This is a genomic window from Curtobacterium sp. MCBD17_008, assembly GCF_003234475.1.
Taxonomy (GTDB): Bacteria; Actinomycetota; Actinomycetes; order Actinomycetales; family Microbacteriaceae; genus Curtobacterium.
The window spans coordinates 1-22,744 of record NZ_QKTK01000012.1; the positions used below are offsets into that span (position 1 = coordinate 1).

A 22,744-nucleotide genomic window follows, 5' to 3' on the forward strand; every position below is an offset into this window, starting at 1 on the left:
GCGGCAACGTGGCCTGGGGAAGTTGACCCCGATCGAGTACGAGACGATCATCAACCCACAGGTCGCTCTCGCGGCCTAGACGAACGAGTCAACGAAACCTGCAGCAGTCCCTGGTGGCTGTTCGGTCTGTTGGCCATCGCGTCTGCGATCGTCGGCTGGCGCTTCACACAGATGCGCATAGAACTACGCGACAGCGATCTGGTACTGCGAAACCTCTTCACGCAGGATGTGATTCCTCGTGATCAGGTCGTCGAGATTCGCGACGGGCAGTTCTTGAATTGGAAAGCCGACGGACAACAGCACGAGCGTCTCGTCCTCTACTTGATGGGCAGCATGGAGACCGGGAGCCGCAACCCGGAGGGTCGTGCGAAGCAGGAGGCCACCGACGCAGTGGCGGCATGGCGTAGGCGCGCTACCGACGAGGCGTCTCGATAGCCAAGTGGGCGCGTCCGGTAGAGGATCGGCTTGCGGGCTCCATCTCGGAACCGCTCTGCGCGCTTCCACTTGCTAGGTTGGTCGTTAAGAACGAGGAGGTTCAGCTCGGGCGTCCGCAAAGCCTGCAAGTGCGCCAGGACCATCAAGAACGGAACCTAATCATGGACAGAGGCTTGATCCTCGCGTTCATTTTCGCAGGAACAGTCGTAGCCGTCGTAGCGATCATTCTCACGATCGTTGACTTCCGCAGAGGTAAGTCAATGTCTAGTCGATCAATTGGAACGTTCGTTGCTTCGGGTGTAATGATGTTAGTCGGAATTGTCATAGCCCTCACGTAGTCGAACGCAGGATGCGAAGTATTCGAGCGTGACGACGCAAGCTGAGACGGCGATCTCCTCAACCGCCGCCACCGCAGCGACCGGGGCCCGAGCCGACAAAACGCCCGGTGAAGGATCGGCTTATGAGACAGCGGTCGCCCTCTAGTCTCAGGCACATGAATGCACTCGTCGCAACCGCGGTCGTCATGCTCGCTGCTGTCAGAATGAAGTCGGGCGCCACGATTCCTCTGTGGGCGTTCGTCCTCGTGATCGTGGCGATCGTCGCTGTCGGAGTCATGATGTTTCTTCGCCGCAAGCACTGACTGCCCCTCGGAGAGCTGGAGCGTCTCGTTCGGTAGCGGATCGACTATCGGGCAGCTCGCCGGCCCACGCCGTCCTGCACTTGGTTTGCTGCCGCGGGTGGCACTTGCGAAGGAAGCAGGAGCATCGTAACGGGCGGGCTGAGTGGCTCCAGCGAGCCTCGCGCTCCCTCGGCTGCGCCAGCCCGCTCAGTAGCCGCCGACCACAATGAAGGAGATCCAGTGATCATCAAAGAGGGCAAGGAAGTGCCCGGCGCCATCTTGGCATCCGTCTTCGTGGTGATGGGGGTCCTGTGTTTCCTGACACCGGACCAGGTGACGCGTCATGGGTTCCCGGTATGGGTGCTCGGGATAGTTCTAGCCGTTTCGGGTCTTGTCCTATGGGGTGGCGTGGTGCAGAACCTGCTACGGCGCCGTAGGTGAGGCGCGGACAGTTCGTCGAGAGAAGATGTCGGATAGCCGATCGGCTTTCGGACAGTGACGATCTCAGTCGAATTCGTCGAACCGGTACTGCGCTGACGCGCCGGCGTAGAAGACGACCTGGGTGGGCGGCCCGACATCGCTCTGCAAGCGCCCGGCAGTTCGAAGTCCGAGGGCGCGGGTCTCAGCGTTGCCGAACGGCGTCCCGACTCGTTCGGTAAGGGAACGCCAGTGAACGACTGCTTTGGCTGTTCCTTCACGGGCGCCCGCAGCACGCGCCGATTTGACGTCGCGCTTCCCGTCATGCAAGAACTCGACCTCTGTCCCTGGCCGTCTGCTCGGCAGTACGACGGCCGTCCCCGACTCGGTCACCGTGTCGATCCCTCCGCCTGCGCCGCACCAGACGTGCGTGTCGTCACCGAGCTCGAGCTGGACGCGGCTCGCGAGGGTGAACGCCTCGACCCCGTGGACGGCCAACACCTCAGGGGACACCGAAGGCGACGGGACAGGGCGGGACTCGTCACGGTCGTCAAGAACGGCGTCCCACGCGTGCTCGAAGACGCCGTTCCACGCCTGCAAATCGTGTCGGAGGGACGTGCTCAGTCCGAGGTTTGCGGCCCCGGCGACGTCGAAGTGTTCACGCGATCCGCGGTACCACAAGGGGGAATCGTCGACCATGTACTCGGCCATCACGAGGATGATCACGCTCATTACCAGGACAGCGTACGACGGCGTCCGGCAAAGGATCGGCTATCGAGACACCGGGCGAGTTGCTCCGTACTCTCGAGGTCGACAGCCGCTGCTGCGGACTGCGGCCGATCACCTAGGCTCTCCGTGCATGAGACATGACAGTGAATGATGCAGGCCGTGCCGAGCGTGCGTCGCCTCGAAGGTACATTCCCGTTGCTACGGCCGTGCTCGTGGTAGCCGCGGTCATGTCGCCCCTCGTCCTGTCAGCCTTTCCTGGGGGCGACATCTCCTTCGGTTGGGTGCTCGGTGTACCGCTCGGGCTTGGAATCGTAGGGGCAGTGCTTGCTCAGCATTCTCCATCGCTCGGTAGGAAAGCGCGCTCGGTGTGGGTAGTAGTTTCCGTCCTCGCGGCACTCTTCACCGTGCCAGTGGTTTACACCGTTGCTATCCTGTTCGAGGCCGTCGGCTGGACTATCAACGGTCCGCCACCCTGGCTGTAGCGAGACGTGTCCCGAGAGCCACAGTCGCTCGGAAGCGACTACGAGCCCACGTCAAGGTCCGATCCTCAGGACGCGTCTGGTGCCGTCCGGCGAAGGATCGGCTTCCGGACTAATGGGAGAGCCCCTTCGGGCGAACCCAATTGTGTCTCCGCAAAGAGTCAAGGCCCTCTGGCCGTCGTCGGACACGGGGTAGCGTGCACGCATGACGTCATGGTGGGATCGCACAGATCCATCGGACCGCACAGACCTAACGAATCGCACTCCTGCCGGGATGATCGCGTCCTGGTGGAACGTCATCGCGGGTGCTGTACTGATGATCGGTTTCCCCGTCGGTGTCCTCAGCGGCGGTCTCGATCCAGCGCGCATCGCCTTCGCACTCTTCGGATTGGCCATCACGGTGGCAGTGGAGCTCGTCTTCTTGAGGAAGCTCGTCCAGCGCATCGCCGGCCGTCGGGCACTTCGCGCGGAGCGCGCGCCGACGACGGGTGAGCCTCCGCCCTCTCGCGTATCGCAGCGTCCGCTGGCCGATCCCCTACCGGAACGACCACGAGCGACCGAGGCGGCGTTCGGTAGCCCACCGGCTAGCGGGACTGTTTCCATGGCCCGTGAGTAGTGTCCATTCAGACAAGCGCGAGCGCTGCTGCATCGCGCGCAGCGAGAGGATCTGATGTTCACTGGCGTGGGATTCGAGCCAATTCGTACCCGATCGTCGCAGTCATTGGGGTCGCGATCATCATCGTGATGATCGTCCGAGCGAAAGGGCGACGATGATGCGCGCGATCGCCATCACGCTCTTCATCATCGGCGCAGTGCCGTTCGCGAGCGGCATCGTCTACTACCTCATCGACTACAAACGAACTGGCAAGCTCTATCGCAAGAAGCTCCCGTGGTTTCCGATCATCATCACCGGTTGGGCGCTCTGCGCCGCGGGCGTGCTGACCGGCATCATCGGCACCGGCGGACAAGGGTTCGCCTGATTACTGCAGCGGCAGAATTGTTCTGATGCTGTCGCCGCACCGAACGACGCCGGCCAGGCAGCAAGCGAGCGTCAAGCTGTCTCGCTGATCGATCCTCTACCGGGCAGACCCACGCGCGGCAACGGCACCCAGTGGACGGTCGGCTAGTGGGACGTCAGTCCGAGTCGGGATGCTGCTTGCGTGACGACTGGTCCGCGTCCATGTCGCGCGTCCGCAACAGCCCGCTGCACCTGCTCCGGGTCGGCTTCCGGACGTGTCGGCGATCCAGCGTCGAACGGAGGGTGAGGGTCGTACTCCATGGTCAGTTGAACGGCACGGGCTGTGGCTTCGTCGTACACCTCAGCGGTGACGGTGAGGGCGAAGTCGATGCCACTGGTCACCCCGCCTCCCGTAATGACTCGACCATCACGGACCTCCCGCGCATGCTCGGGCACAGCTCCGATGGTCCCGAGCAGAGAGTGGGACGCCCAGTGCGTCGTAGCCCGCTTGCCGAGCAGCAGGCCCGCAGCGCCGAGCACGAACGCTCCGGTACACACGCTGGTGACGTAGCGCGCATGCTCAGCCTGCCGCGTGACGAAGTCGATGGCTCGCTCGTCGTCGAGCAGGTCGAACGCACCTTGCCCTCCCGGGATCAAGAGCACGTCCGCCTGTGGGGCTTCGTCGAACGTCGCCGTCGGCACGATCGAGAATCCCGAGTCGGTGGCGACCGGCTCTCGGTCGTGCCAGGCCAGGTCGATGGTCGCACCGGGCAGTCGTGAGAAGAGCTGCACCGGGCCAGTCAAATCAAGCTGCGTCACGTTCGGGAACAGCAGCGCGACGAATCATCCTCGCCAGACCGCGGAGATTCCGGTAGCCGATCGATTACCGGGCACCCTTGAGCGCAGTCGCACTCGACTGCTCCTGATCAAGACGTAACCTGCACCTCGGCCGGCCGTCCGGCAATCAGCGCGGCGCTGAGGTCCGCCAAGGTATCGAGTCGGAGGTCCGCGAGACGTGCTTCCGGCCGTTCAGCGTGAAGATGACCCCACGGCCCTCTCCGAATGAACGCGGTCCGCATGCCGGCAGCGCGTGCTGGTAGGACGTCGTTATCGAGGCGGTCACCGACGTAGAGGATCGACCCGGCCTCGAGGCCTGCCTCCGCGACGACGCGAGCGAAGAATTCGGGTGAGGGCTTCTCCACCCCCCACGCCGCGGAGGAAGCCAAGAAGTGCGGTGAGAAGCCGGCCGCGCGGAGCTGCGCTTCCACGCCCGTCGGCTGGTTCCCTGCAATGCCGACGACAAGGCCGCGCTCGTCGGCCGCACGAAGGCACGGCAGCGCGTCGGGATAGAGGTCTGCTTCCTCGATCAGCGCGCTCCCCGCGGGCCTCTCGACGCCGAGGAGCGCCCATACTCGGCGGTGGTCTTCACCCCGCGCGATCAGCGCACCGAGCACTCCCATCAACGTGAACGGTGGGACGCTGGCCGCTTCCGCTTGTGCAGACCAGGCGCGCGACTCGTCGACGAGCGTCTCGCCGACGTCGAAGACGACGGCGAGGACTCCTGCGGGCAGTTCGATCGGCACGAGGCGATCCTCCCACCCAAACGGGCTCCCTCAGCGATCCACCAGGTGAGCAACGGCGTCCGATAGCCGATCGGCTACCGGACGCATCTTGGTGATCGCGACTGGCTTGGGCGGCAGCCGCAAGTTCGCGAGCGCGCGCCCCGTAGCCTGTGATTCATGCGCCACCGATCATCAGCCCGTGATGGACAAGCTCGGCGCGCGCCCATGAAACTCGGCCTGAGCTTCTACATCGCGGCCCTCGTAGTAGGAGTCGGCTCAGTTGTGATGCTCTTTCTCATCCCTGGCTCCAGGAGTTGGTTCTTTCTCGCGCTGATGGCGACAAGCGGTCTCCAAGTGACCGGAATCCTCCTCCGTGCGCAACCGTCCAAAGTGAAGAGAGACTGGCCGATCGGAACTGGTCGGTGTCCCTCCGCGCAGGTACGCCTGACAGTGCGGCGTCGACGTTGAGTGCGCTCGGATGTGACTCCCGTGCCGTCCCGGTTGGCGATCGGCTATCGGAACACGCGTCGGCTGTTAGGGCGTGCGTGAGGATGACACCGTGAAGGCTCAGGTGCGGTTCATCTCGACGAATGACGGTGAAAGCCTCGAGGACGTTGTGCTCGAGGATCCAGACGACGTCGACATCTGGATCACCGTCATGGCCGGCCCTGTGGGCGGGCCGGGAGAAGAGTCCTTCCAACTGCGGGTTCGTAGCCCCCTCTCAATGACGAGGGAGCTGAACCAGTGGGGACCGCTTCACGAGCGCCACATGGTGGTCGTGGCTAAGTGGAACCCGCACCAGATCCGATCCTTTATCAATCGGCTCTTCACGGAGGTGGAAGGACGGGACTGGAACGAGGTCGGAGAAAGGCTCAGCCGGTTGGGGTACTGGGAGTTCGAGGACTACAAGCCCTGATCATGTCGGTGCAGGAGGTGACAGCATCAGGAGCACTCGCTCCCCGTCCGGTCAACGATCGGCTATCGAGACGGTGCGACGCTTGAAGGTACGGTGCCAACGTGACTCTTGAGAAACTGCGCGAGTTGTCCGTGCTCGACGCCGCCTTCATGATCCGAGTAGGCCATGCAGACGCTCGCATCGAGGACGTCTTCCCATCCTTGACGGCCGAGAAGGTCGCCCAAGTGTGGAAGCGCGTCTATAAGTTCGAGGACGTTACCTTCAGATGGGGTGCGGAGCACATGGATCTCGTCTACCAGCGGGGTCTCGACGACGAGTCGCGCGAGCGAGCGTTCAAGCAGCTACGAGAACGCCATGATCGGGAGTACGACGCGCGCTGGACTGACTTCTCGAAAAGCAGCCGCTCCGCGGGAGAGGGTCGAGGGCAAATCGCGAACCGGTAGCCCATCCGTTAACGGTCAAGGACGAAGGCGAGAACGTCTACGGCCCACCGCGGCGCTCACGAGGACGACCACGGCGCAGACGAGAGTGATCCATCCTGGCCACGCCGGGGCGTCGCTCGTGAAAAAAACGACCGAGACTGCGCCGCACACGAGTCCGAGCAATAGGAATACCAGCCATAGCGCGCTCGGACGACTCATACGACGAACCTAGCCGCCGGGCGTCCTAGAGGGTCGATCGTGTCGGGACACGCCCGATCGACGATCCGGCAACGAGAGGTCGTCTGATCTGCTTTGCTACGAGCATGCGACCAACGCTTCCTCCCCGTGCCATCGGCCTCGCGGGCGGTGCTGGAGCTGTAACGGCTGCGCTCCTTTTCGCATTCTTCGGTGCACTTCTCGGGCAGGCGGGCTTGGTCCCCGTCGGCTTCGTTGTGGCGGGGCTGGGCCTGATACTCCTCCTCGTGGGGGCGATCGGCTTCGCGGTACACGGTTCTGTCCGAGCGGAACTCGCTCGTCGAACTTCCCAAACCGGAGCTCAGGACTAGATACACGCGATGACCGTGCAGGCAGCAACGCAATTGAACGAGAAGTAGCATGCGACGCTCGGGTGCGATCTTCATGGTGGTCTTCGGCGTCATTCTGTTGGGAGTTGCGGCTGGCTTCATGCTCACCAATGAGCCCCTTGAGCCGACTGGGCGCTCAGGCCTGCCAGCGGTGGTGTTGGCAGTGTTCTCTGCCATCACCGGGGTGGCGGCGATCGTCTACGGGATTCGCGGACTCCGTGGCTCTGGGAGTGCTCGCTGATGCCTCAGGGCACGCAAGGCGTCATCGGCTGCGAGGTGTAACCGCCTCGTCGGTCGACGACTGCGAGTAGACCGCCTCCCGATCCGTCCGCTGAACGATCGGCACCCGGAACAGGGCGCCGGCTGTCAGGAGCTCTATGACCCATCCCGCCACGTCGATGGGTACGGTCAGGACATGGGAGAGCGTGATTCAGCTACCGCCGTGATCCGGCCGGCAACCATCGATGACGCGGCGAGCATCGCCCGCCTGCACGCCACTTCCTGGCGCGAAACCTACGGGCGGTTCGTGGACGACCCAGACACCAATGCCTGGTTCGACGTCGACCGGCGCGTCAGCGTGTGGTCATCGAACCTAGAAGACCAGACCTTCACAACGGTGGTCGCCATCGCAGAGGCGGGCATGATCGGGTTCGCCGCTGCCCAGACCACCGCGGAAGAACGGGCCGCCGTCCGGCCCGAGGAGCTGAGCATGCTCTACGTGCTCGAGCACGCGCACGGGACAGGTCAAGCGCTACTGGACGCTGTGCTCGGCCAACGGCCGGCGTCGCTGTGGATCGCTGCTGACAATCCGCGCGCTCACTCGTTCTACCGACGAAACGGCTTCATCGCAGACGGTGCCATCTCCAGTTTCGGCCCGATCGGAACAACGGTGCGACTCGTCCGCTGACCGATCGCCTAACGGGATATCCTCACGCTGCTTCCTCGTCGGATCTCGTCGCGGCGTAGCGTGAGCTACATGACCGGGGAAGATCCACAAGAGAGCCGCACGTTGAGCCGGTGGCTCTTTGGCCGACCGTCGTTGTGGCTCGCCTGCGGCTGGCTGGTCGTCGGGCTGATGTGGCTCGGCCTTGCAGTTGCCGAGCCGAGCGCCTTTCGATACTTCATCGCCGCACCTTGGATCATCGGGGGTATTGGAATGCTCATCGTCGCGCTACGAGACCGCGCCAATCGGCGCGGTAGGTAGAGACCGGCCACTGGCGTCCCGGTAGCCGATCGGCGACCGGACTGGTTTCGATGTGGTCGGGGTTCGTGTCCACTTCGGACCGGTCGGCCGCCTGGGTAGCGTTGTGACATGGGCAACGAAGCTGTCATCGGTCCGGGGCGCGACGTCGTGCGCGAGCACTTCCGTTGGATCGACGGCGCAGCTGACATGTGGACGATGCTGCGCGCTGGTGATTCGCTCGCAGCTGTCGTCGACGCGCTGGCCGCCCTGATCGAGGTTGAGCAGCCGGACGTCGTCCTCGGCATTGAGTCGCGAGGGTTCGTTCTCGCCCCGGCAGTCGCGGTGTGACTCGGCGTGGGGTTCGCCCCGGTGCGGAAGGACGGAGCGCTCTTCCCCGGCCCGCTGATCGAGCAGCAGACGCAGCAGGACTACCGCGGCAACCGACGCACGCTCGCGACGCGGCGCGACCTGCTGTCGGACGGCCAGCGCGTGGTCCTGGTCGATGACTGGATCGAGACAGGAAGCCAAGCGATCGTCTCGCAGCAGCTCGTCGCGCAGTGCGGTGCCGAGCTGGTCGCGGTGGCCGTGATCGTTGACGAGGCGAACCCCGCCGCTCGTGCGGCGCTCCCACCGGTCAGATCCCTCGTCCAGGCATCGGAGCTGTAGCGTCCGACAGCCGATCGGTCAGCGATCCTGGCTCCTGCAAGGACGGCAGCGTGTGCACCTCTCCGTGGCCCGCTCAGAGCGGCGCTCTCTTTCTCCGCGACCCCCAGCCCGAGGACGCAGACCAGCTCGTCGCGCTACGGAACAACCCCGTCGTCAACCGGTTCATGCTCCGCACTCACGTCGATCCGGACGCCTACGTCCAAGAGTGGGCGAGCATCCCCGACAGCGCCACCGACTTCTCGTGCATCGCCGAGCTGGACGGCCGACTCGCCGGCCTGGGGTTCCTCGACGTCACAAACGGACAAGGACAACCAGGGATGCCCCAAGGGACGCAAGGCGTCATCGGCTACATGCTGCAACCCGACCTCGCCGGGCGCGGACTGGGAACGGACCTGGCACGCGGCCGCCTGACCGCAGCATTCGACGCGCTCCGGCTCCGGCGCGTCACAGCGAGCTGCAACGCAGACAACATCGCCTCAGCCCGCATCCTCGAGAAGAACGGCATGCGACGCGAGCAGCATGCCATCGAGGAGTCCTGGCACACCGACCTGGGCTGGGTCGACGGCTACCGATACGCCATGCTCGATCGCGAGTGAGCCGCCGCTCAACCCGTCCAGTGACCGATCGGCTACCGGACTGCGAGAGCTCCCTCCACGGCACGTCGATCCGCGGACATCGGCCCCGCTACGCTCCTCGGCATGAAGAAGTCAACGGGGGGCATCTGGGTCGCGGCGCTCGGCACCCTCACCGCAGTCTGTCTGCTCGTCGGGCTCATCGCCGTCTTCGTCGCTGTGGGCCAGAACGGCGGCTGCGAAGTCGGCCAGTTCACCCCTGGCGGCGACGTATGGCAGCCGTGCTCGGCCCTGAACCCACATCTCGTCTGGGGCGGAGCGCTCTCAGCGGTCGGGCTGGTGCTCGCAGGCTTCACGGGGCTTGCGGGAGCTGTTGTCGCAGCGCTTGCAGGATCGCCCCGCGACCGCTGACGCTGAATGGCCGTTGGGACGGGAGGCGCGGTACGGGCCCGCCCCCGGGCCTCCTGTCCGGCGGTCCCGCCGCGTGCCAGCATGGGCGCATGCCCGTCGTCGAGTCCCGCTGTGTCGTCCCGGTCGACGTGGACGTCGCCTTCGCCGTCTCGCAGACGCAGGGCGAGGTCCGGAAGCGGTGGGACCCGTTCATCCGGCGGCAGCACCTCATCGGCGCGACCGCCCCCGGCAAGGGCGTGCGGACGTACACGGTGCAGCGGTTCGGCCTGGCGATGGAGAGCGAGTACGTGTCGTACAACCCGCCCTCGAACGTCGGCATGAAGATGACGAAGGGCTCGTGGTTCTTCGAGCGCATGGGCGGCGGATGGCGGTTCAGCGCCGCGGAGGGGCAGCCGGGGCACACGCTGGCGGTCTGGCGCTACAACTTCACCTGCAAGCCGAGGTGGCTGGCCCCGCTCGCGGAGCGCATCGGCGTGCTCGTGCTGCAGCGGGACATCGACCGGCGGATCGCGGGCTTCGCGCGGGGTTGCGAGGACCCGGTGGTGCTGGCCGCCGCGGCTCCGGACCGGGGTCGCTGACGGGCGCGGCGGGGCTGCATCCTTTCGATGCAAGTCCCGCACGTGCCTCCCTCCGCCGGTCGTCCCGGCGCGGCGCAGTTCCTAGCGTCGATGTCATGACGAACACCATCGAAGCCCGGTCGCAGACCGGCACCGCCCCGCAGGACCGGCACGGCATCCGCGGCGTCATCGCGCGGCACCCGCTCGGGTCGTTCTTCACCCTCGCACTCGGGCTGAGCTGGCTGGCGTGGGTCCCCTACATCCTGTCGCCGCACGGCATGGGCGTCTGGGACATCCACTTCGCCGAGGTCCTCGGCAGCGCGCAGTTCACCGGGGTGCTGCCCGGCGCACTGCTCGGCCCGCTCGGCGGCGCGTTCATCGTGACCGCGGTCGCCGACGGTCGCCCGGGCCTCCGCCGCTGGGTCGGGCGTCTGTTCCGCTGGCGGGTCGCCTGGTACTGGTACGCCCTGGCGCTCGTCGTCGTGCCGGCCCTGATCATCGTGTCGGCGCTGCCGTTCGCCGGCGGGGACGTGCACGCACCGACCGCCCTCGTGTTCGCCGCCGTGGTGCCGGGTCTGGTCATCCAGCTGTTCTCCACCGGTCTGAGCGAGGAGCCGGGCTGGCGCGACTTCGCCCTGCCCCGCCTGCAGCACCGCTTCGGTGGCCTCGGTGCCGCGGCGATCCTCGGCCCGGTGTGGGCGCTGTGGCACATGCCGCTGTACCTCAGCGACTGGGGCGGGTGGCCGAACGCGCACTGGAGCGAGCCCGTCGTGTTCGCCCTGTTCACGATCACGTTCAACGTCCTGATGGTGCAGGTCTTCAACAAGACCGGCGAGAGCCTGCCGCTCGCACTGCTGCTGCACGTCGGCGTGAACAACACGATCTCGACGTTCTTCCCCACGATGTACCCGAGCATGACCGCCGGCACGCTGATGATCGGCCTGACGATCATGTCGACCATCACCGCCGTGGTGCTGCTCATCGCCACCCGCGGGCACCTCGGGTACGACCCGGCCCGTCGGGCGCTGCCGATCGACGCCCCGATCCCGGCGGCGAAGCCCCTCGTACGATCGCAGCATGGCACCCGCTGAGCCGCTCGCGCAGCGCCCCCAGGCCGAGGCCGGGGGCGCTGCGCCCGCCCGGCGTCCCGCCACCGCCCGCGAGCGCCGCACCGACGTGCTCGTCGCGCTCGGCACCGCCGTGGTCGCCCTCGGTCTGCTGCTCGCCCTGCCGCCGCTCGACGCCGCCGACCCGGACACGGTCGGCGAGACCGTCAGCTACCCGGCCGTCGGCAGTGCGCCGTGGACGGTCCTGACCCTCGGGCTCCTCGCCCAGGCGGCCGCCCTGCTCGCCGCCCGCCGGGCACCGCGCGCCACGCTCGTCGTCGTGGCGGGGATCCCGGTGCTCGTCGCCGTCCTCGCCCCGCAGGCGTTCGAACTCTTCGGGCTCACGCCGTTCGCCGTCGCCGTGTCCGTCGTCCTCGCCGCACTCCGCGTCCCGCTCGCACGGCTGTGGCCCGCACTCACCGCAGCGGCCGTGCTGGTCGTGATCGGGGGAGCGGCGATCTGGGCCGTGCTCGCGGGCGGCTTCCGTGCCGACTTCACCCAAGGCCTGACGACCTCGATCGGCCAGGGCGTCCTGCAGGCGGTCGGCGCCGTCGGCCTGCCGCTGCTCGTCACCCTGGTGGTGCTGTCCCGCCGCGAGGTCCGCGTCGCCCGCACCGCCGAGGCCACCGCGGTCGACCGGGAGCAGGACGCCCTGATCGACGCCGCCGTCTCCCGCGAGCGTGCCGCCATGGCCCGGGAGCTCCACGACATCGCTGCCCACCACCTCTCCGGGATCGCCCTCATGTCCGCCGTCATCGACCGCCAGATCGACACCGACCCCGAGCGTGCCCACGAGGGCGTCCGGCAGGTCCGGGAGCAGAGCACCGCCGTCCTCGAGGACCTCCGCCGCCTGGTCGGCCTGCTCCGCGACGACAGCCCCGCCGAACGGGCCGTCGAGACCGTCGCCGGGGTCGTCGACCTGGTCGAACGGGCACGGTTCCGCAGCGACGTCCGGCTGGACGTCCTGGCCGTCGACCGCGCAGGAGGTGGCCGTCCGCTCGGCGACGGGGTCGGTCCGCTCGCGCAGCTCGCCGCGTACCGCACCGTCCAGGAGGCTCTCGCCAACGCCGCCCTGCACGCTCCGGGAGCGCCGTGCACCGTCACGATCGACGACCGCGCCGACGACCACCTCCTGGTGCGCATCGAGAACGGGCCGGCCGCCGTGCCGGCGCAGGGCAGCACCCCCGCGGGTGGCAACGGACTCCGCGGCATGCGCGAGCGGGCGGAACTGGTGGGGGCGGGCCTCCAGGTCGGTCCGACGGACGACGGCGGGTGGCTGGTCGCACTGACGCTCGGCCGGGAGGCCCGGCCCGAGTCCGACACGACGGCCGCCGACCCGGAGGTGGCGCGGTGATCCGCGTGCTCGTCGCCGACGACCAGCCACTCGTCCGGGCCGGCGTCTCGGCGCTTCTCGACGCCGAGTCGGACATCGAGGTCGTCGGGGTCGCCGCCGACGGCGGCGAAGCACTCGCGCTCGCGCGCAGCACGCGGCCCGACGTCGCGGTCCTCGACATCCGGATGCCGGTCCGGAACGGCATCGAGGTCGCCCGCGAACTCTGCCGACCGGACGCCGACCCCGCGGTGCCCGTCCTCATGCTCACGACCTTCGACATGGACGACCTGGTGTTCGGTGCCCTCGAGGCCGGTGCGTCCGGGTTCCTGCTCAAGGACGCCGAACCGGACACGATCATCGGCGCCGTCCGTCAGGTGGCCGCAGGCAACGGCACCCTCGACCAGGCCCTGACCCGGCGAGTGCTCCGTGAGTTCACCTCGCGCCGGAGCCTGCAGCCGGTGACGGGCGACCGGGTCGACGGGGTGCTGACCGCCCGGGAGCGGGACGTGCTGCTGCTCCTGGCGCAGGGGATGTCGAACGAGGAGATCGCGGCGGAGCTCGTCGTCGAGGTCTCCACCGTCAAGTCCCACCTGGCGCGCATGCTGCCCAAGCTCGGGGTCCGGTCACGCCTGCAGGCCGTGGTCTGGGCGTACCAGAACCGCATCGTCACGGTGCCGGACCAGGACGCGTGAGCAGCCGTTCGACGCTGCGTCAGGTGTGCCTGGTGCTCCGCTGTCACTCCGCGGGTGCATGATGGGCGCGGCCGTCGCCCGCACGGCCGCGAACTGGAGCCCCCGCCGTGACCGAGACCCGCGCGTCGTCGCAGTCGTCCGACCAGCCGTCGGCTGCGCGTGACGCCCAGCCCGGAGACGCCGGTCCCGGCGACGACGCCACACACCCCGCGACGGCCAGCCAGCAGCCCGCCGGCCGGGAGGCCCGTGGGCACCATGGCAAGGCAGCCCTGGCCCTCGCCGCGCTCGGTGTGGTCTTCGGGGACATCGGCACGAGCGTCCTCTACTCGATGCGCACGGTGTTCTCGGTCGACGGCGGGATCGTCCGGCCGGTCCCGGAGGACGTCTACGGCGTCATCTCGCTGCTCGTCTGGTCGATCACGATCGTCGTGTCGATCAAGTACGTACTCGTGCTCATGCGGGTCGACAACCACGGCGAGGGCGGGGTGATGGCGCTCGCCGCACTCGCCCGACGTCTGCACGCGCACCGCCCGCGCGGGACCACCGTGTTCCTGGTCATCGGGATCGTCGGGGTCGCCCTGTTCTACGGCGACTCCGTGATCACACCGGCCGTCTCCGTGCTGTCGGCAGTGGAGGGCCTGGGCACCGCGGCTCCGTCGGTCGAGCACCTCGTCGTGCCGATCGCGGCCGTCATCCTCGTCGGGCTGTTCGTCGTCCAGCGGTTCGGCACCGCCAAGGTCGGTGCCTCGTTCGGACCCGTGATGCTGCTCTGGTTCGTCGTCATCGCCGTCGCCGGCATCCCGCACATCGTCGAGCACCCCGGCGTCCTGCAGGGGCTGTCCCCGACCTGGGCGATCGCGTTCCTGTTCGCGCACCCGTTCATCACCTTCATCGCGATGGGCGCGGTCGTCCTCGCGATCACCGGGGCCGAGGCGCTGTACGCCGACATGGGCCACTTCGGACGCATGCCGATCCTCCGCGCCTGGTTCTTCGTGGTGTTCCCCGCGCTCGTCTGCAACTACCTCGGCCAGGCAGCGCTGGTGCTCGAGGACCCGACGGCCACGGAGGACCCGTTCTTCCTGCTGTTCCCGAGCTGGGCGCAGATCCCCGTCGTGATCCTCGCCACCGCGGCCACCGTCATCGCGAGCCAGGCAGTCATCTCCGGCGCGTTCTCGCTCACCCGGCAGGCCGTGCAGCTCGGGCTCCTCCCGCCGCTGACCATCCGCCAGACGTCCAAGCGCGAGGGCGGCCAGGTCTACCTGCCGGCCGTCAACCTGCTGCTCTTCATCGGCGTGATGGCGATCATGCTCGCCTTCCGGTCCTCGGCGGCGCTCGCCACCGCGTACGGGGTGTCCGTCACCGGGGCGCTCGTGGTCGACACACTCCTGCTGCTCGTCGTCGTGAAGCCGCTGTGGCGCTGGGCGACGTGGAAGCTCGTGCTCGTCGCCGTGGTGTTCGGCGGCCTCGAACTCACCTTCCTGGCCGGCAACCTGTCCAAGGTCGTGCACGGCGGGTGGGTGCCGCTGCTCATCGCGCTCGCCGTCGTCACCCTGATGACCACTTGGCACCGCGGGCGCCAGCTCGTGCAGCAGGAGCGGCGGAAGCGCGAGGGGTCCCTCTCGGAGTTCATCGAGACGGTCAACGCCGACCACATCCCGCGGGTCCCGGGCGTCGCCGTGTTCCCGCACCCGAACAAGGAGACGACGCCGCTCGCGCTCCGGGCGAACGTCGAGCACAACGGGGTCGTGCACCAGCGGGTCGTCATCGTGTCCGTGCTCACCGCGAACGTGCCGCACGTGGCGCTGTCCGATGCGTTCAGGCGCGACGAGCTCGGCCACGACGAGGACGGCATCGACCACATCACGATCACCTTCGGGTTCTCCGACGACCAGGACCTGCCCGCGGCGATGCGTGCCGCCTGTGCCGCCGGCGTGCTCGACCTGGCGCAGGAGGACATGTCGGCGGCGTCGTACTTCATCTCCCGCGGTGCGCTCCGGACCGGCTCGGGCAAGGGTGGGATGGTGTCGTGGCGGCGGAAGCTGTTCGTCGCGATGGCCCACAACGCCGCCGACCCGGCTGCACGGTTCGGGCTGCCGCTCCGGCGCACGGTGACGATGGGGAGCGACGTCGAGGTCTGACGCGCCTGCTCGCGCCGGTCAGTCGTCCAGACGCTGGGCGGCGCCGGGCACGACGAGTCGCCACGCGCCCCCGGCCTGCTCCTTCGTCAGGTACAGCCGGTAGGAACCCGGCTCGGCGAGCGGATCGCCGTCGAGGTACTCCACCGGCTCCCCGCTGCTCGTGCACTGGTCCGAGGTCGCGATGACGTCGATGCGGTCGCCGGGCGCGTGGCCCTTGCGGACGCTGGTGATGTCCGCCTCACGGACGCGGTAGCGCCCGAGCGCCTCGACAGTGCGGTCGGTCGGCCGCAGGTCGGCGTCCACGACGAGGCTCGCCTCCTGCTCCTGCTCGGCCGGGGAGAGCGGCGCCCACTCGACGCACTGCCCGACCGAGATCGCCGCGCAGCCACCCAGTCCACCGCCGAGCGCGAGCACGACCCCGATCGAGACCCCGGTCTTCCCCCGTGTCATGGCGTCAGTGTCGCCCCGGTCGGGCTCGTCGTCGCGGATCGTGACCGGATCGTGCCTGATCGTATGCGGGTGGAATACGGAATGTCGAGAAAGAGGCGCTGGGACGCCGCTCGTGTTTGATGTGTGACGTACGGATACCGCCCCGGGTACCTGACGGTGCCCGTCCTGAACTGGAGTCCCCTTGCGACCACGCATCCCCTTCCGCATCGCGGTCACGGTGGTGACCGCCGCGAGCCTCGTGCTGACCGTGGCGACACCGACCTGGGCGGTCGCGGGGCGACCGTCCGCGTCAGCGCCAGCCGCGTCCACCGCGCCGACCCCGTCCCCGACGACCGGGCCGTCTCCGGCCGCATCCACTGCGCCGTCCCCGGCCACGTCGACCGGTCCGGCCACGTCGACCGACGCCGAGGTCGGGCTCGCGATCGAGGTCGCGAAGGACGGCAACGGTCCGTTCACGCCCGATGACCAGCCGGGCGGCGACAGCGGCGCCGCGAACGGCATCGTCCGCACCCTCGACGCGATCACGTACCGCGTCACGATGAACTCCACCGGCGGGGCCAGTTCACACGAGCGCTTCACCCTCACCGCGCCGGCCGGTACCCGCTGGGCCGCCGTGCCCTCGCGGTGCACCGGGAGCGGGTCACGGATCGACGGCCAGGAGCTGGTCTGCGACCTCGACTCCGTCCCCGAAGGCCGAGCGGTTGCGGTACCGGCGGTGCTCGACGTCTCCGCGGAGCTCCGGCACGGTGACGCGATCACGGTCCGTGCGACCGGCACCGCGGACGACGCCGACAACGGGACCGTCACGGCGACCTCGCCCACCACGACCGTGTCCGCCGCAGCACGGTACAACCTGGCGAAGGACATCCAGGCGTCGTCGCTCCGGACGGACGTCACCGGTCCGGGCGGACAGCGGGGGATCCAGCTCGTGTACCCGATCGCGGTCGACTGGCAGCCGGTGGTCCCGGGTCAGGGGCTGCTCGGCTTCGAGGGGGCCGGCGGCCCGATGACCTTCACCGACGACGTCTCCCAGATCCTCGGCGACCTGCCGTCCGGCGCTCGGCTCTGGAACGGCGACGAGCCCACATGCGGCCCGAACTCGCGCGCGGCGTCCGGGTTCGGCGGACTCCCGGCCGGGAAGGGCGGTGGTGCCCGGGCCGTCGCGGACTCGGGCACGATCAGCTGCACGCAGAGCGGCCCGGGGGAGGACGTCGACGTCACGATCACGGGGACGGTGACCGACCCCACACGGATGCCGACGGAGAACCAGTACGGCGGCCCGATCGCCGGTGGCAAGGTCGGCCTCGTCGTCGCCGGGTACATCAGCTTTTGGTTGCCCGAGCCGACGGGCGGGACGAACGTGCTGTCCCGCAACACCTTCACCCCGCTGCAGACCACGTCGGCCAGCGGAGCCCCGAACTTCCCGGGCGGGACCGAGCCGACGGCGGACAACGTGTCCGAGCGCAACCTCGTGGAGTTCGACCCGGGCAGCGGCGGGAAGCGGCTGTACCGGGTGGTCGGCGACGCCCACGAGGTCCGCCCTGGGTCCGCGCGCCAGGGCGATCCCTGGGCGACCGCGGGGGTCCGGCTCCGGAGCGAGGTCACCATGAGCAACGGCGGGCTCTCGCCGTACCAGGACGCGGTCCTCTGCGACACGTTCGACCGTGCCACCCAACGCCTCACCCGGGTGGGGAGTCCGTCACGGGCCGCGGAGGCGACCGGGTTGTCGGACGCGCACGTGCAGTACGCCGCGTACGACATGACGTCGGCCGCAGAGGGGCAGCGACGCACGTGCGACGACGAGGACGGACCCTGGTACGACGCTCCGGAGGACGTGCCGGGCGGCATCGCCGCGGTCGGTGCCGTCCGCGCCGTCGGTGACCTGGCCGGTGGGCGCCACGCGGCGCTGTACTCGTGGGTCACCGTCCTCGACGCCCCGGACGGGACCCGAGCCCTCGACTTCGGGCACCTCTCCTCGGGCACGCAGCACCCCGGGTGGATCCACGACAGCGCCGATCCGTCGCTCGGCGTCGGCGGCCTGACGGACAGCGTCGTCATCACCGAGAACCTCGCCCGGATCGCGAAGAAGACCGTCGACCCCGGACACGACGCTGCCGACACCCCGGACCGGACCACCTCCGCCGTCGCCGGGGACACGCTCGAGTACGCCCTCTACCCGACGCTGACCAACGGGAACACGAAGGGGCGTCCGGCGACGGTCACCGTCCGCGACACCCTGCCGGTGGACACCACCTACGTCCCCGCCAGCGCGTCGACCACCCCGGCGGTCGACGCCGTGCAGGACGCGCAGGGGCGGCGGCACCAGCGGCTCACCTGGACGATGCACGACGTCCGACCGAACTCGTCCATCCCGCCGATCACCTACCGGGCCACGATCTCGACCGCGGCGCCCGCCGGTCCGATCGACAACGTGGCCGAGGTCGCGTCCCCCACCGATGCGTCGCCCGCCGAGTACCGCCGAGCGCAGCGCGCGGTGCAGGTCACCACCACGGGCGGAGTCGGTGTGGAGGAGCACGCCGTCGAACCGGTCGTGGTCGCCGGCGACCGGCTGGAGTGGGACCTCGTCTACACGAACACCGACCCCGACCCGTTCCACGGCTCCGACCTGATCGACGTCCTGCCGGACCGGACCGCTGCACACGACGGGTCCTTCCACGGCCGGACAGCGCTCGCCGAGCCCGTGGCGATCGACACCGGGGCCGGGGAGCAGGTGCGCTACACGGCGGCAGCACCCGGCGACGTCTCGCTCGTGGGCACGGACCCGTCGAACCAGCCCGGTGGCTCCACCACGTGGTGCTCGGAACAGGAGTTCGGCGAAGACGGGTGTCCCGCGTCGCTCCGGGACGTGACAGCGATCCGGATCACCCGCACGGCCCAGGTCGCCGTCGGCGCCTCGGTCACGCACCGGTTGGCGCTCGCGACCGAGGGTGAGCAGGACGGCGACACGTACGCGAACCGGTTCGGCCTGAGCGTGGCGGGCATCCGCCTCCCCGTGCAGTCCAACCGCGCCACGATCCGGGTGGTCGCCGGGGCGATCGGCGACCGGGTCTGGTCCGACCGGGACGGTGACGGTCTCCAGGGCGCGGACGAGCCGGGCGTCGAGGCCGTCGACGTGCGGCTCACGGGGACGGACGACTCCGGGGAGGCCGTTGAGCGGCGGACGACGAGCGACGCGGACGGCGGGTACCGGTTCGGCACCGTCCGACCCGGCGCGTACGTCGTCACCTTCGACGCACCCGACGACCGACGCTTCACGCGGCAGCACGTCGGTGACGACGACGCCGTCGACTCGGATGCGGCCGAGGACGGTTCCACCGGGACCATAACGCTCCGCCGTGTGACCACGCCCGAGGGGGTCCTCGAGGGGGTCGAGCGCACCACCTCCGTGGATGCGGGCGTGCTGCCGGCGGAGGACACGGGCGGCCCCGGGGACGGCGGGCCTGGTGACGGCGGGTCGGGTGACGGCGGACCCGGTGACGGCGGGCCGGGTGACGGCGGCCCGGGCAGACCGGGCGGCACCGGCACCGTCACGCCGGGCGGCTCGGGAAATGAGAGCGACCGACCATCGGAGCAGTCGTCGGCAGCGGGCCCGGACCGGGCGCATGCCAAAGACGCCGCGCGTCGGGGTGATCTCGCCTTCACGGGCGCGGCTGGCCTCCCGATCGCACTGGGCGCCGCGCTGCTGCTCCTCGCCCTGGGCTGCGCGATCGTCCTCGGACGCCGGAGCCGCGCCCGCCGCCGGTGAGACGACGGGAGGCGCGGAGCCGACCCGCCCCGCGCCTCCCGTCCGTCATCCGGTCACCCGCGGGCGCGCTCGATCGCGGCGCGGTACCCGTCGAGCTGCGCGACCAGCCCCGCGCCGTCGTCCGTCCCACGGAGGTCCCCGATGAGACGGTCCACGCGGGTGAACACGGCACGCTGCTCGGCGTCGGAGAGCGCACGAAACCGGTCGGCGTCCGGCAGCTGCCCCTGCCACCCGTCGTCGTCGGTCGTGGGGGCCGTGGTCTGCACGACCGTCGAGACGCCGCCCGTCCTGGTGGTCCCGTCGGTCGCACCCGATGCCTCCGGTCCCGTGACGGTCGCGGCCGCAGCGCCGGTGGCTGCGATCGCGACGATGAGGGCCACGGTGGTCAGTGTGGCTGCGGTCTTCTTCTGCATCACGTGCTCCCGTCCGGTGGGCCGCGGTGTGCGGCACGTCCAGCCTGGGACGAGGCGGGCGTCGGCCGCATCGGCGGACCGGCTGGGCCTCCCGTCTGTCCGACTGATCGTCGCGACCGGCGACTCCGACCTTCGGAGGAGGCGCGACGTCGACTCCGGCGGCTAGCCTCTCGCCATGCGTCCTCTGCCGATCCCGCCGTGGGTGCGGTCCGCGCTCGCGGGGGTGGTGTTCCTCGGAGCCGCCCTGATCGCGATGGAGGGGCTGCACCGAGCCGGGTGGTACCCGACCCGGCTCGACGACTACCGCCTGACCGCGTTGCTCGTCGCCGTGTGCTTCGTGGTGGGGCAGCGACTGCCGTACCCGCTGCTCGTGGTGGTCGGGGTCGTCGTCGCATGGCCCTCGTGGACCTTCCACGTCCTGCAGGTCCGGCTCATCCCGCTCGTCATCGCGGTCTACCTGGCATGTGCCGCCGGCCGCCGGGTGCTCGCGGTGCTGTCCGTCGCAGCTGTTCCGATCATGCTCGCGATGTTCCTGCCGCTCGTCTCCGTCCCCGTGCACGCCTGGCTCACCGCGCTCGGCGCCTGGCAGGTCTGGTCGAGCAACGCCGACTGGTCGACGACCGTCCTGATGGGGATCCTGCTCGTCGCCTGCGCGTTCCTCGGCCGTGCGACCGCGCGACGCCGACGCTCCGAACTCGTCCTGCAGCGCCGCAACGAGGAGCTCGTGCGCCTGCGGGAGGCCGACCAGGCCCGCATCGCCTCGGAGGAACGCACCGCCGTCGCCCGCGAGGTGCACGACGTCGTCGCGCACCACATGGCCGCCATCGTCGTCCGGTCGCAGGCCCTCGTGCGTGTCGGGGTCGCCGACCAGACCGAGTTCGCCGAGTACGCCTCGTGGGTCGCGGGCACCGGGCAGCAGGCGCTGTCCGAGATGCGGAAGGTGGTGCGGGTCCTCCGTGCCGGCGGGGACGGTGGCACGACCGACGCTCCGGTGTCGCTGCGGGCCGCGGTCGAGGACGCCGTCGCACGGGTCCGGGCGACCGGCGTCGAGGTCGAGGTCGACCTCCGCGTCGGGGCGCGGCTCGGCGTCATGCAGGACTTCGCCGTGCTCCGGGTCTGCCAGGAGGCACTGACGAACACGCTCGTGCACTCCGACGGCTCCTCCGTGCGGGTGACGCTCGCCGTCTCGGAGGACCGCATCCACCTCGAGGTCCTCGACGACGGCGGGACCGAGGGCGGCCCGCGGGTTCCGGCGCTCGCCGCTGGCGGGGCGGGGATCCGCGGCATGCGCGAACGCGCCGCGTCGATCGGCGGGGTGCTCGACGCCGGTCCGGTCGACGGCGGCGGCTGGCGGGTCGTCCTGGAGGCCCCGCGTGAGGTCCCCGGATCGGCCGCAGCTTCGAGCGGGGGCGCGCACACGACCGAGCCGTCGCAGGCACCGGAGCCGGTCCGGACGCAGGCAGCCACCGCCGGGGCCGGGGACGAGCCTCGTGCCGCTGCCGCTCCCGTCGACCGCCGGGTGGTGGCGCCGTGATCCGCGTGGTGATCGTCGACGACCAGGCGGTCGTGCGGACCGGACTCGGCATGATGGTCGACGCCGAACCCGACCTGACCGTGGTCGGTCAGGCATCGAACGGCGCCGAGGCGGTCACCGTCTGCGCCGAGCTCCGTCCCGACGTCGTGCTCATGGACGTCCGGATGCCGGTGCTCGACGGCATCGCGGCCACCCGCACGATCGTGTCCGAGGGCACCGCAGGCGCGGTCGTCATCCTCACCACGTTCGACGACGAGGAGTACCTGCTCGACGCCGTCCGTGCCGGGGCGCTCGGGTTCCTGCTCAAGGACGCCGGCCCCGACCTCATCGCCGCCGGGGTCCGGGCCGCCCACACCGGGGACACCCTCATCGCACCCTCGATGACCCGCGCGCTGCTCGAGAACCGCCTGGTCGCCGCGCCCGTCGCAGGAGGCCCGGCAACACCGACCCCGCCGGCCGAACACGCCTCGGCCCTCGCCGCGCTGAGCGCCCGGGAGCGGGAGGTCCTCGGCGCCCTGGTCCGTGGTGCGAGCAACGCGCAGATCGCGAAGGACCTCTGGATCAGCGAGGCCACCGTGAAGACCCACATCAGCAGCGTCCTCGCCAAGGTCGGTGCGACCAGCCGCGTGCAGGCCGTCGTGTTCGCCTACGAGAGCGGCTTCGTCCGGCCCGACTGGTCCGCGTAGTCGCGCGCGCCAAGCCGCCTGCCCGGGACGGTTCGCGCTGGGCGACAGTGCTCGCGCACGCGGCTTCGAGCGGTGTCGCTGAGCGCGAGCGGTCGGCCGCCGCGGTCGGCCGCCGC

24 protein-coding genes are annotated in these 22,744 nt (G+C 69.4%); 19 read left to right on the top strand and 5 right to left on the bottom strand.

Going from position 1 to position 22,744, the window contains the following annotated elements; all coding sequences use genetic code 11:
• Positions 1–435: hypothetical protein (locus DEI95_RS11740; protein WP_220036654.1), on the top strand; the 435-nt coding region annotated here is incomplete at its 5' end.
• 493 nt (positions 436–928) lie between these two features.
• On the top strand, positions 929–1,075 hold the full coding sequence (locus tag DEI95_RS16720; RefSeq protein WP_181436311.1) for a hypothetical protein: 147 nt from the start codon (positions 929–931) through the stop codon (positions 1,073–1,075).
• Between the two features lie 483 nt (positions 1,076–1,558).
• On the opposite strand, the gene DEI95_RS11755 is transcribed toward DEI95_RS16720, so the two are convergent.
• On the bottom strand, positions 1,559–2,203 hold the full coding sequence (locus DEI95_RS11755; RefSeq protein ID WP_111060329.1) for a hypothetical protein: 645 nt from the start codon (positions 2,201–2,203) through the stop codon (positions 1,559–1,561).
• A 1,246-nt stretch (positions 2,204–3,449) separates the two neighbouring features.
• Between DEI95_RS11755 and DEI95_RS11760 the strand changes: the two genes are divergently transcribed.
• Positions 3,450–3,659 (top strand): hypothetical protein, encoded by a 210-nt coding sequence (locus DEI95_RS11760; protein WP_111060330.1) that lies wholly within the window; start codon positions 3,450–3,452, stop codon positions 3,657–3,659.
• A gap of 143 nt (positions 3,660–3,802) precedes the next feature.
• Here DEI95_RS11760 and DEI95_RS11765 read toward each other — a convergent pair whose 3' ends face one another.
• Both DEI95_RS11765 and DEI95_RS11770 read right to left on the bottom strand, forming a co-directional pair.
• The gene (locus DEI95_RS11765) at positions 3,803–4,471 is read right to left on the bottom strand and encodes a DJ-1/PfpI family protein (protein WP_111060331.1); all 669 of its coding nucleotides are present in this window, start codon (positions 4,469–4,471) and stop codon (positions 3,803–3,805) included.
• A gap of 92 nt (positions 4,472–4,563) precedes the next feature.
• The gene (locus tag DEI95_RS11770) at positions 4,564–5,220 is read right to left on the bottom strand and encodes an HAD family hydrolase (protein ID WP_111060332.1); all 657 of its coding nucleotides are present in this window, start codon (positions 5,218–5,220) and stop codon (positions 4,564–4,566) included.
• Between the two features lie 538 nt (positions 5,221–5,758).
• Here DEI95_RS11770 and DEI95_RS11775 point away from each other — a divergent pair.
• The 13 genes from DEI95_RS11775 (at position 5,759) to DEI95_RS11835 (ending at position 15,779) form a co-directional block, all read left to right on the top strand.
• On the top strand, positions 5,759–6,115 hold the full coding sequence (locus DEI95_RS11775) for an Imm8 family immunity protein (RefSeq protein WP_181436312.1): 357 nt from the start codon (positions 5,759–5,761) through the stop codon (positions 6,113–6,115).
• A gap of 101 nt (positions 6,116–6,216) precedes the next feature.
• Complete coding sequence (locus DEI95_RS11780; RefSeq protein WP_111060334.1) at positions 6,217–6,558, top strand: hypothetical protein; 342 nt, start codon at positions 6,217–6,219, stop codon at positions 6,556–6,558.
• A 978-nt stretch (positions 6,559–7,536) separates the two neighbouring features.
• On the top strand, positions 7,537–8,028 hold the full coding sequence (locus tag DEI95_RS11790) for a GNAT family N-acetyltransferase (RefSeq protein ID WP_111060336.1): 492 nt from the start codon (positions 7,537–7,539) through the stop codon (positions 8,026–8,028).
• A gap of 69 nt (positions 8,029–8,097) precedes the next feature.
• Positions 8,098–8,325: a hypothetical protein gene (locus tag DEI95_RS16465; RefSeq protein ID WP_146243651.1), complete on the top strand. Its 228-nt coding sequence runs from the start codon at positions 8,098–8,100 to the stop codon at positions 8,323–8,325.
• A gap of 108 nt (positions 8,326–8,433) precedes the next feature.
• On the top strand, positions 8,434–8,652 hold the full coding sequence (locus tag DEI95_RS11795; protein WP_111060337.1) for a hypothetical protein: 219 nt from the start codon (positions 8,434–8,436) through the stop codon (positions 8,650–8,652).
• Positions 8,653–8,673: 21 nt separating this feature from the next.
• Positions 8,674–8,970 (top strand): hypothetical protein, encoded by a 297-nt coding sequence (locus DEI95_RS11800; protein ID WP_181436314.1) that lies wholly within the window; start codon positions 8,674–8,676, stop codon positions 8,968–8,970.
• Between the two features lie 50 nt (positions 8,971–9,020).
• Positions 9,021–9,566 (top strand): GNAT family N-acetyltransferase, encoded by a 546-nt coding sequence (locus tag DEI95_RS11805; protein ID WP_111060339.1) that lies wholly within the window; start codon positions 9,021–9,023, stop codon positions 9,564–9,566.
• A 102-nt stretch (positions 9,567–9,668) separates the two neighbouring features.
• Positions 9,669–9,953, top strand: coding sequence for a hypothetical protein (locus DEI95_RS11810; RefSeq protein ID WP_111060340.1), 285 nt, complete (start codon positions 9,669–9,671; stop codon positions 9,951–9,953).
• An 89-nt stretch (positions 9,954–10,042) separates the two neighbouring features.
• On the top strand, positions 10,043–10,531 hold the full coding sequence (locus tag DEI95_RS11815) for an SRPBCC family protein (protein WP_111060341.1): 489 nt from the start codon (positions 10,043–10,045) through the stop codon (positions 10,529–10,531).
• Between the two features lie 95 nt (positions 10,532–10,626).
• On the top strand, positions 10,627–11,601 hold the full coding sequence (locus DEI95_RS11820; protein WP_111060342.1) for a CPBP family intramembrane glutamic endopeptidase: 975 nt from the start codon (positions 10,627–10,629) through the stop codon (positions 11,599–11,601).
• Entirely contained in the window at positions 11,588–12,970 is a 1,383-nt protein-coding gene (locus tag DEI95_RS11825; protein WP_111060343.1) for a sensor histidine kinase, read from the top strand. Before DEI95_RS11820 ends, DEI95_RS11825 begins: the two co-directional genes overlap by 14 nt.
• Positions 12,967–13,641, top strand: a complete 675-nt coding sequence (locus DEI95_RS11830) for a response regulator transcription factor (RefSeq protein ID WP_111060344.1) — start codon at positions 12,967–12,969, stop codon at positions 13,639–13,641. The genes DEI95_RS11825 and DEI95_RS11830 overlap by 4 nt, the downstream gene beginning before the upstream one ends.
• 107 nt (positions 13,642–13,748) lie before the next feature.
• Positions 13,749–15,779 (top strand): potassium transporter Kup, encoded by a 2,031-nt coding sequence (locus tag DEI95_RS11835; protein ID WP_111060345.1) that lies wholly within the window; start codon positions 13,749–13,751, stop codon positions 15,777–15,779.
• A gap of 18 nt (positions 15,780–15,797) precedes the next feature.
• Here DEI95_RS11835 and DEI95_RS11840 read toward each other — a convergent pair whose 3' ends face one another.
• Positions 15,798–16,229: a hypothetical protein gene (locus DEI95_RS11840; RefSeq protein ID WP_110823457.1), complete on the bottom strand. Its 432-nt coding sequence runs from the start codon at positions 16,227–16,229 to the stop codon at positions 15,798–15,800.
• A 181-nt stretch (positions 16,230–16,410) separates the two neighbouring features.
• Here DEI95_RS11840 and DEI95_RS11845 point away from each other — a divergent pair, with 181 nt between their 5' ends.
• Positions 16,411–19,995, top strand: coding sequence for an SdrD B-like domain-containing protein (locus DEI95_RS11845; RefSeq protein ID WP_111060346.1), 3,585 nt, complete (start codon positions 16,411–16,413; stop codon positions 19,993–19,995).
• A gap of 53 nt (positions 19,996–20,048) precedes the next feature.
• Here the strand turns inward: DEI95_RS11845 and DEI95_RS11850 are convergent, their stop codons facing one another.
• Positions 20,049–20,408: a hypothetical protein gene (locus tag DEI95_RS11850; protein ID WP_111060347.1), complete on the bottom strand. Its 360-nt coding sequence runs from the start codon at positions 20,406–20,408 to the stop codon at positions 20,049–20,051.
• A 175-nt stretch (positions 20,409–20,583) separates the two neighbouring features.
• On the opposite strand from DEI95_RS11850, the gene DEI95_RS11855 reads away from it, so the two are divergent.
• Together DEI95_RS11855 and DEI95_RS11860 are read left to right on the top strand one after the other, a co-directional pair.
• Positions 20,584–21,942, top strand: coding sequence for a sensor histidine kinase (locus tag DEI95_RS11855; protein WP_111060348.1), 1,359 nt, complete (start codon positions 20,584–20,586; stop codon positions 21,940–21,942).
• Positions 21,939–22,628 (top strand): response regulator transcription factor, encoded by a 690-nt coding sequence (locus tag DEI95_RS11860; protein WP_111060349.1) that lies wholly within the window; start codon positions 21,939–21,941, stop codon positions 22,626–22,628. Before DEI95_RS11855 ends, DEI95_RS11860 begins: the two co-directional genes overlap by 4 nt.
• The last annotated feature ends 116 nt before the right edge of the window (positions 22,629–22,744 follow it).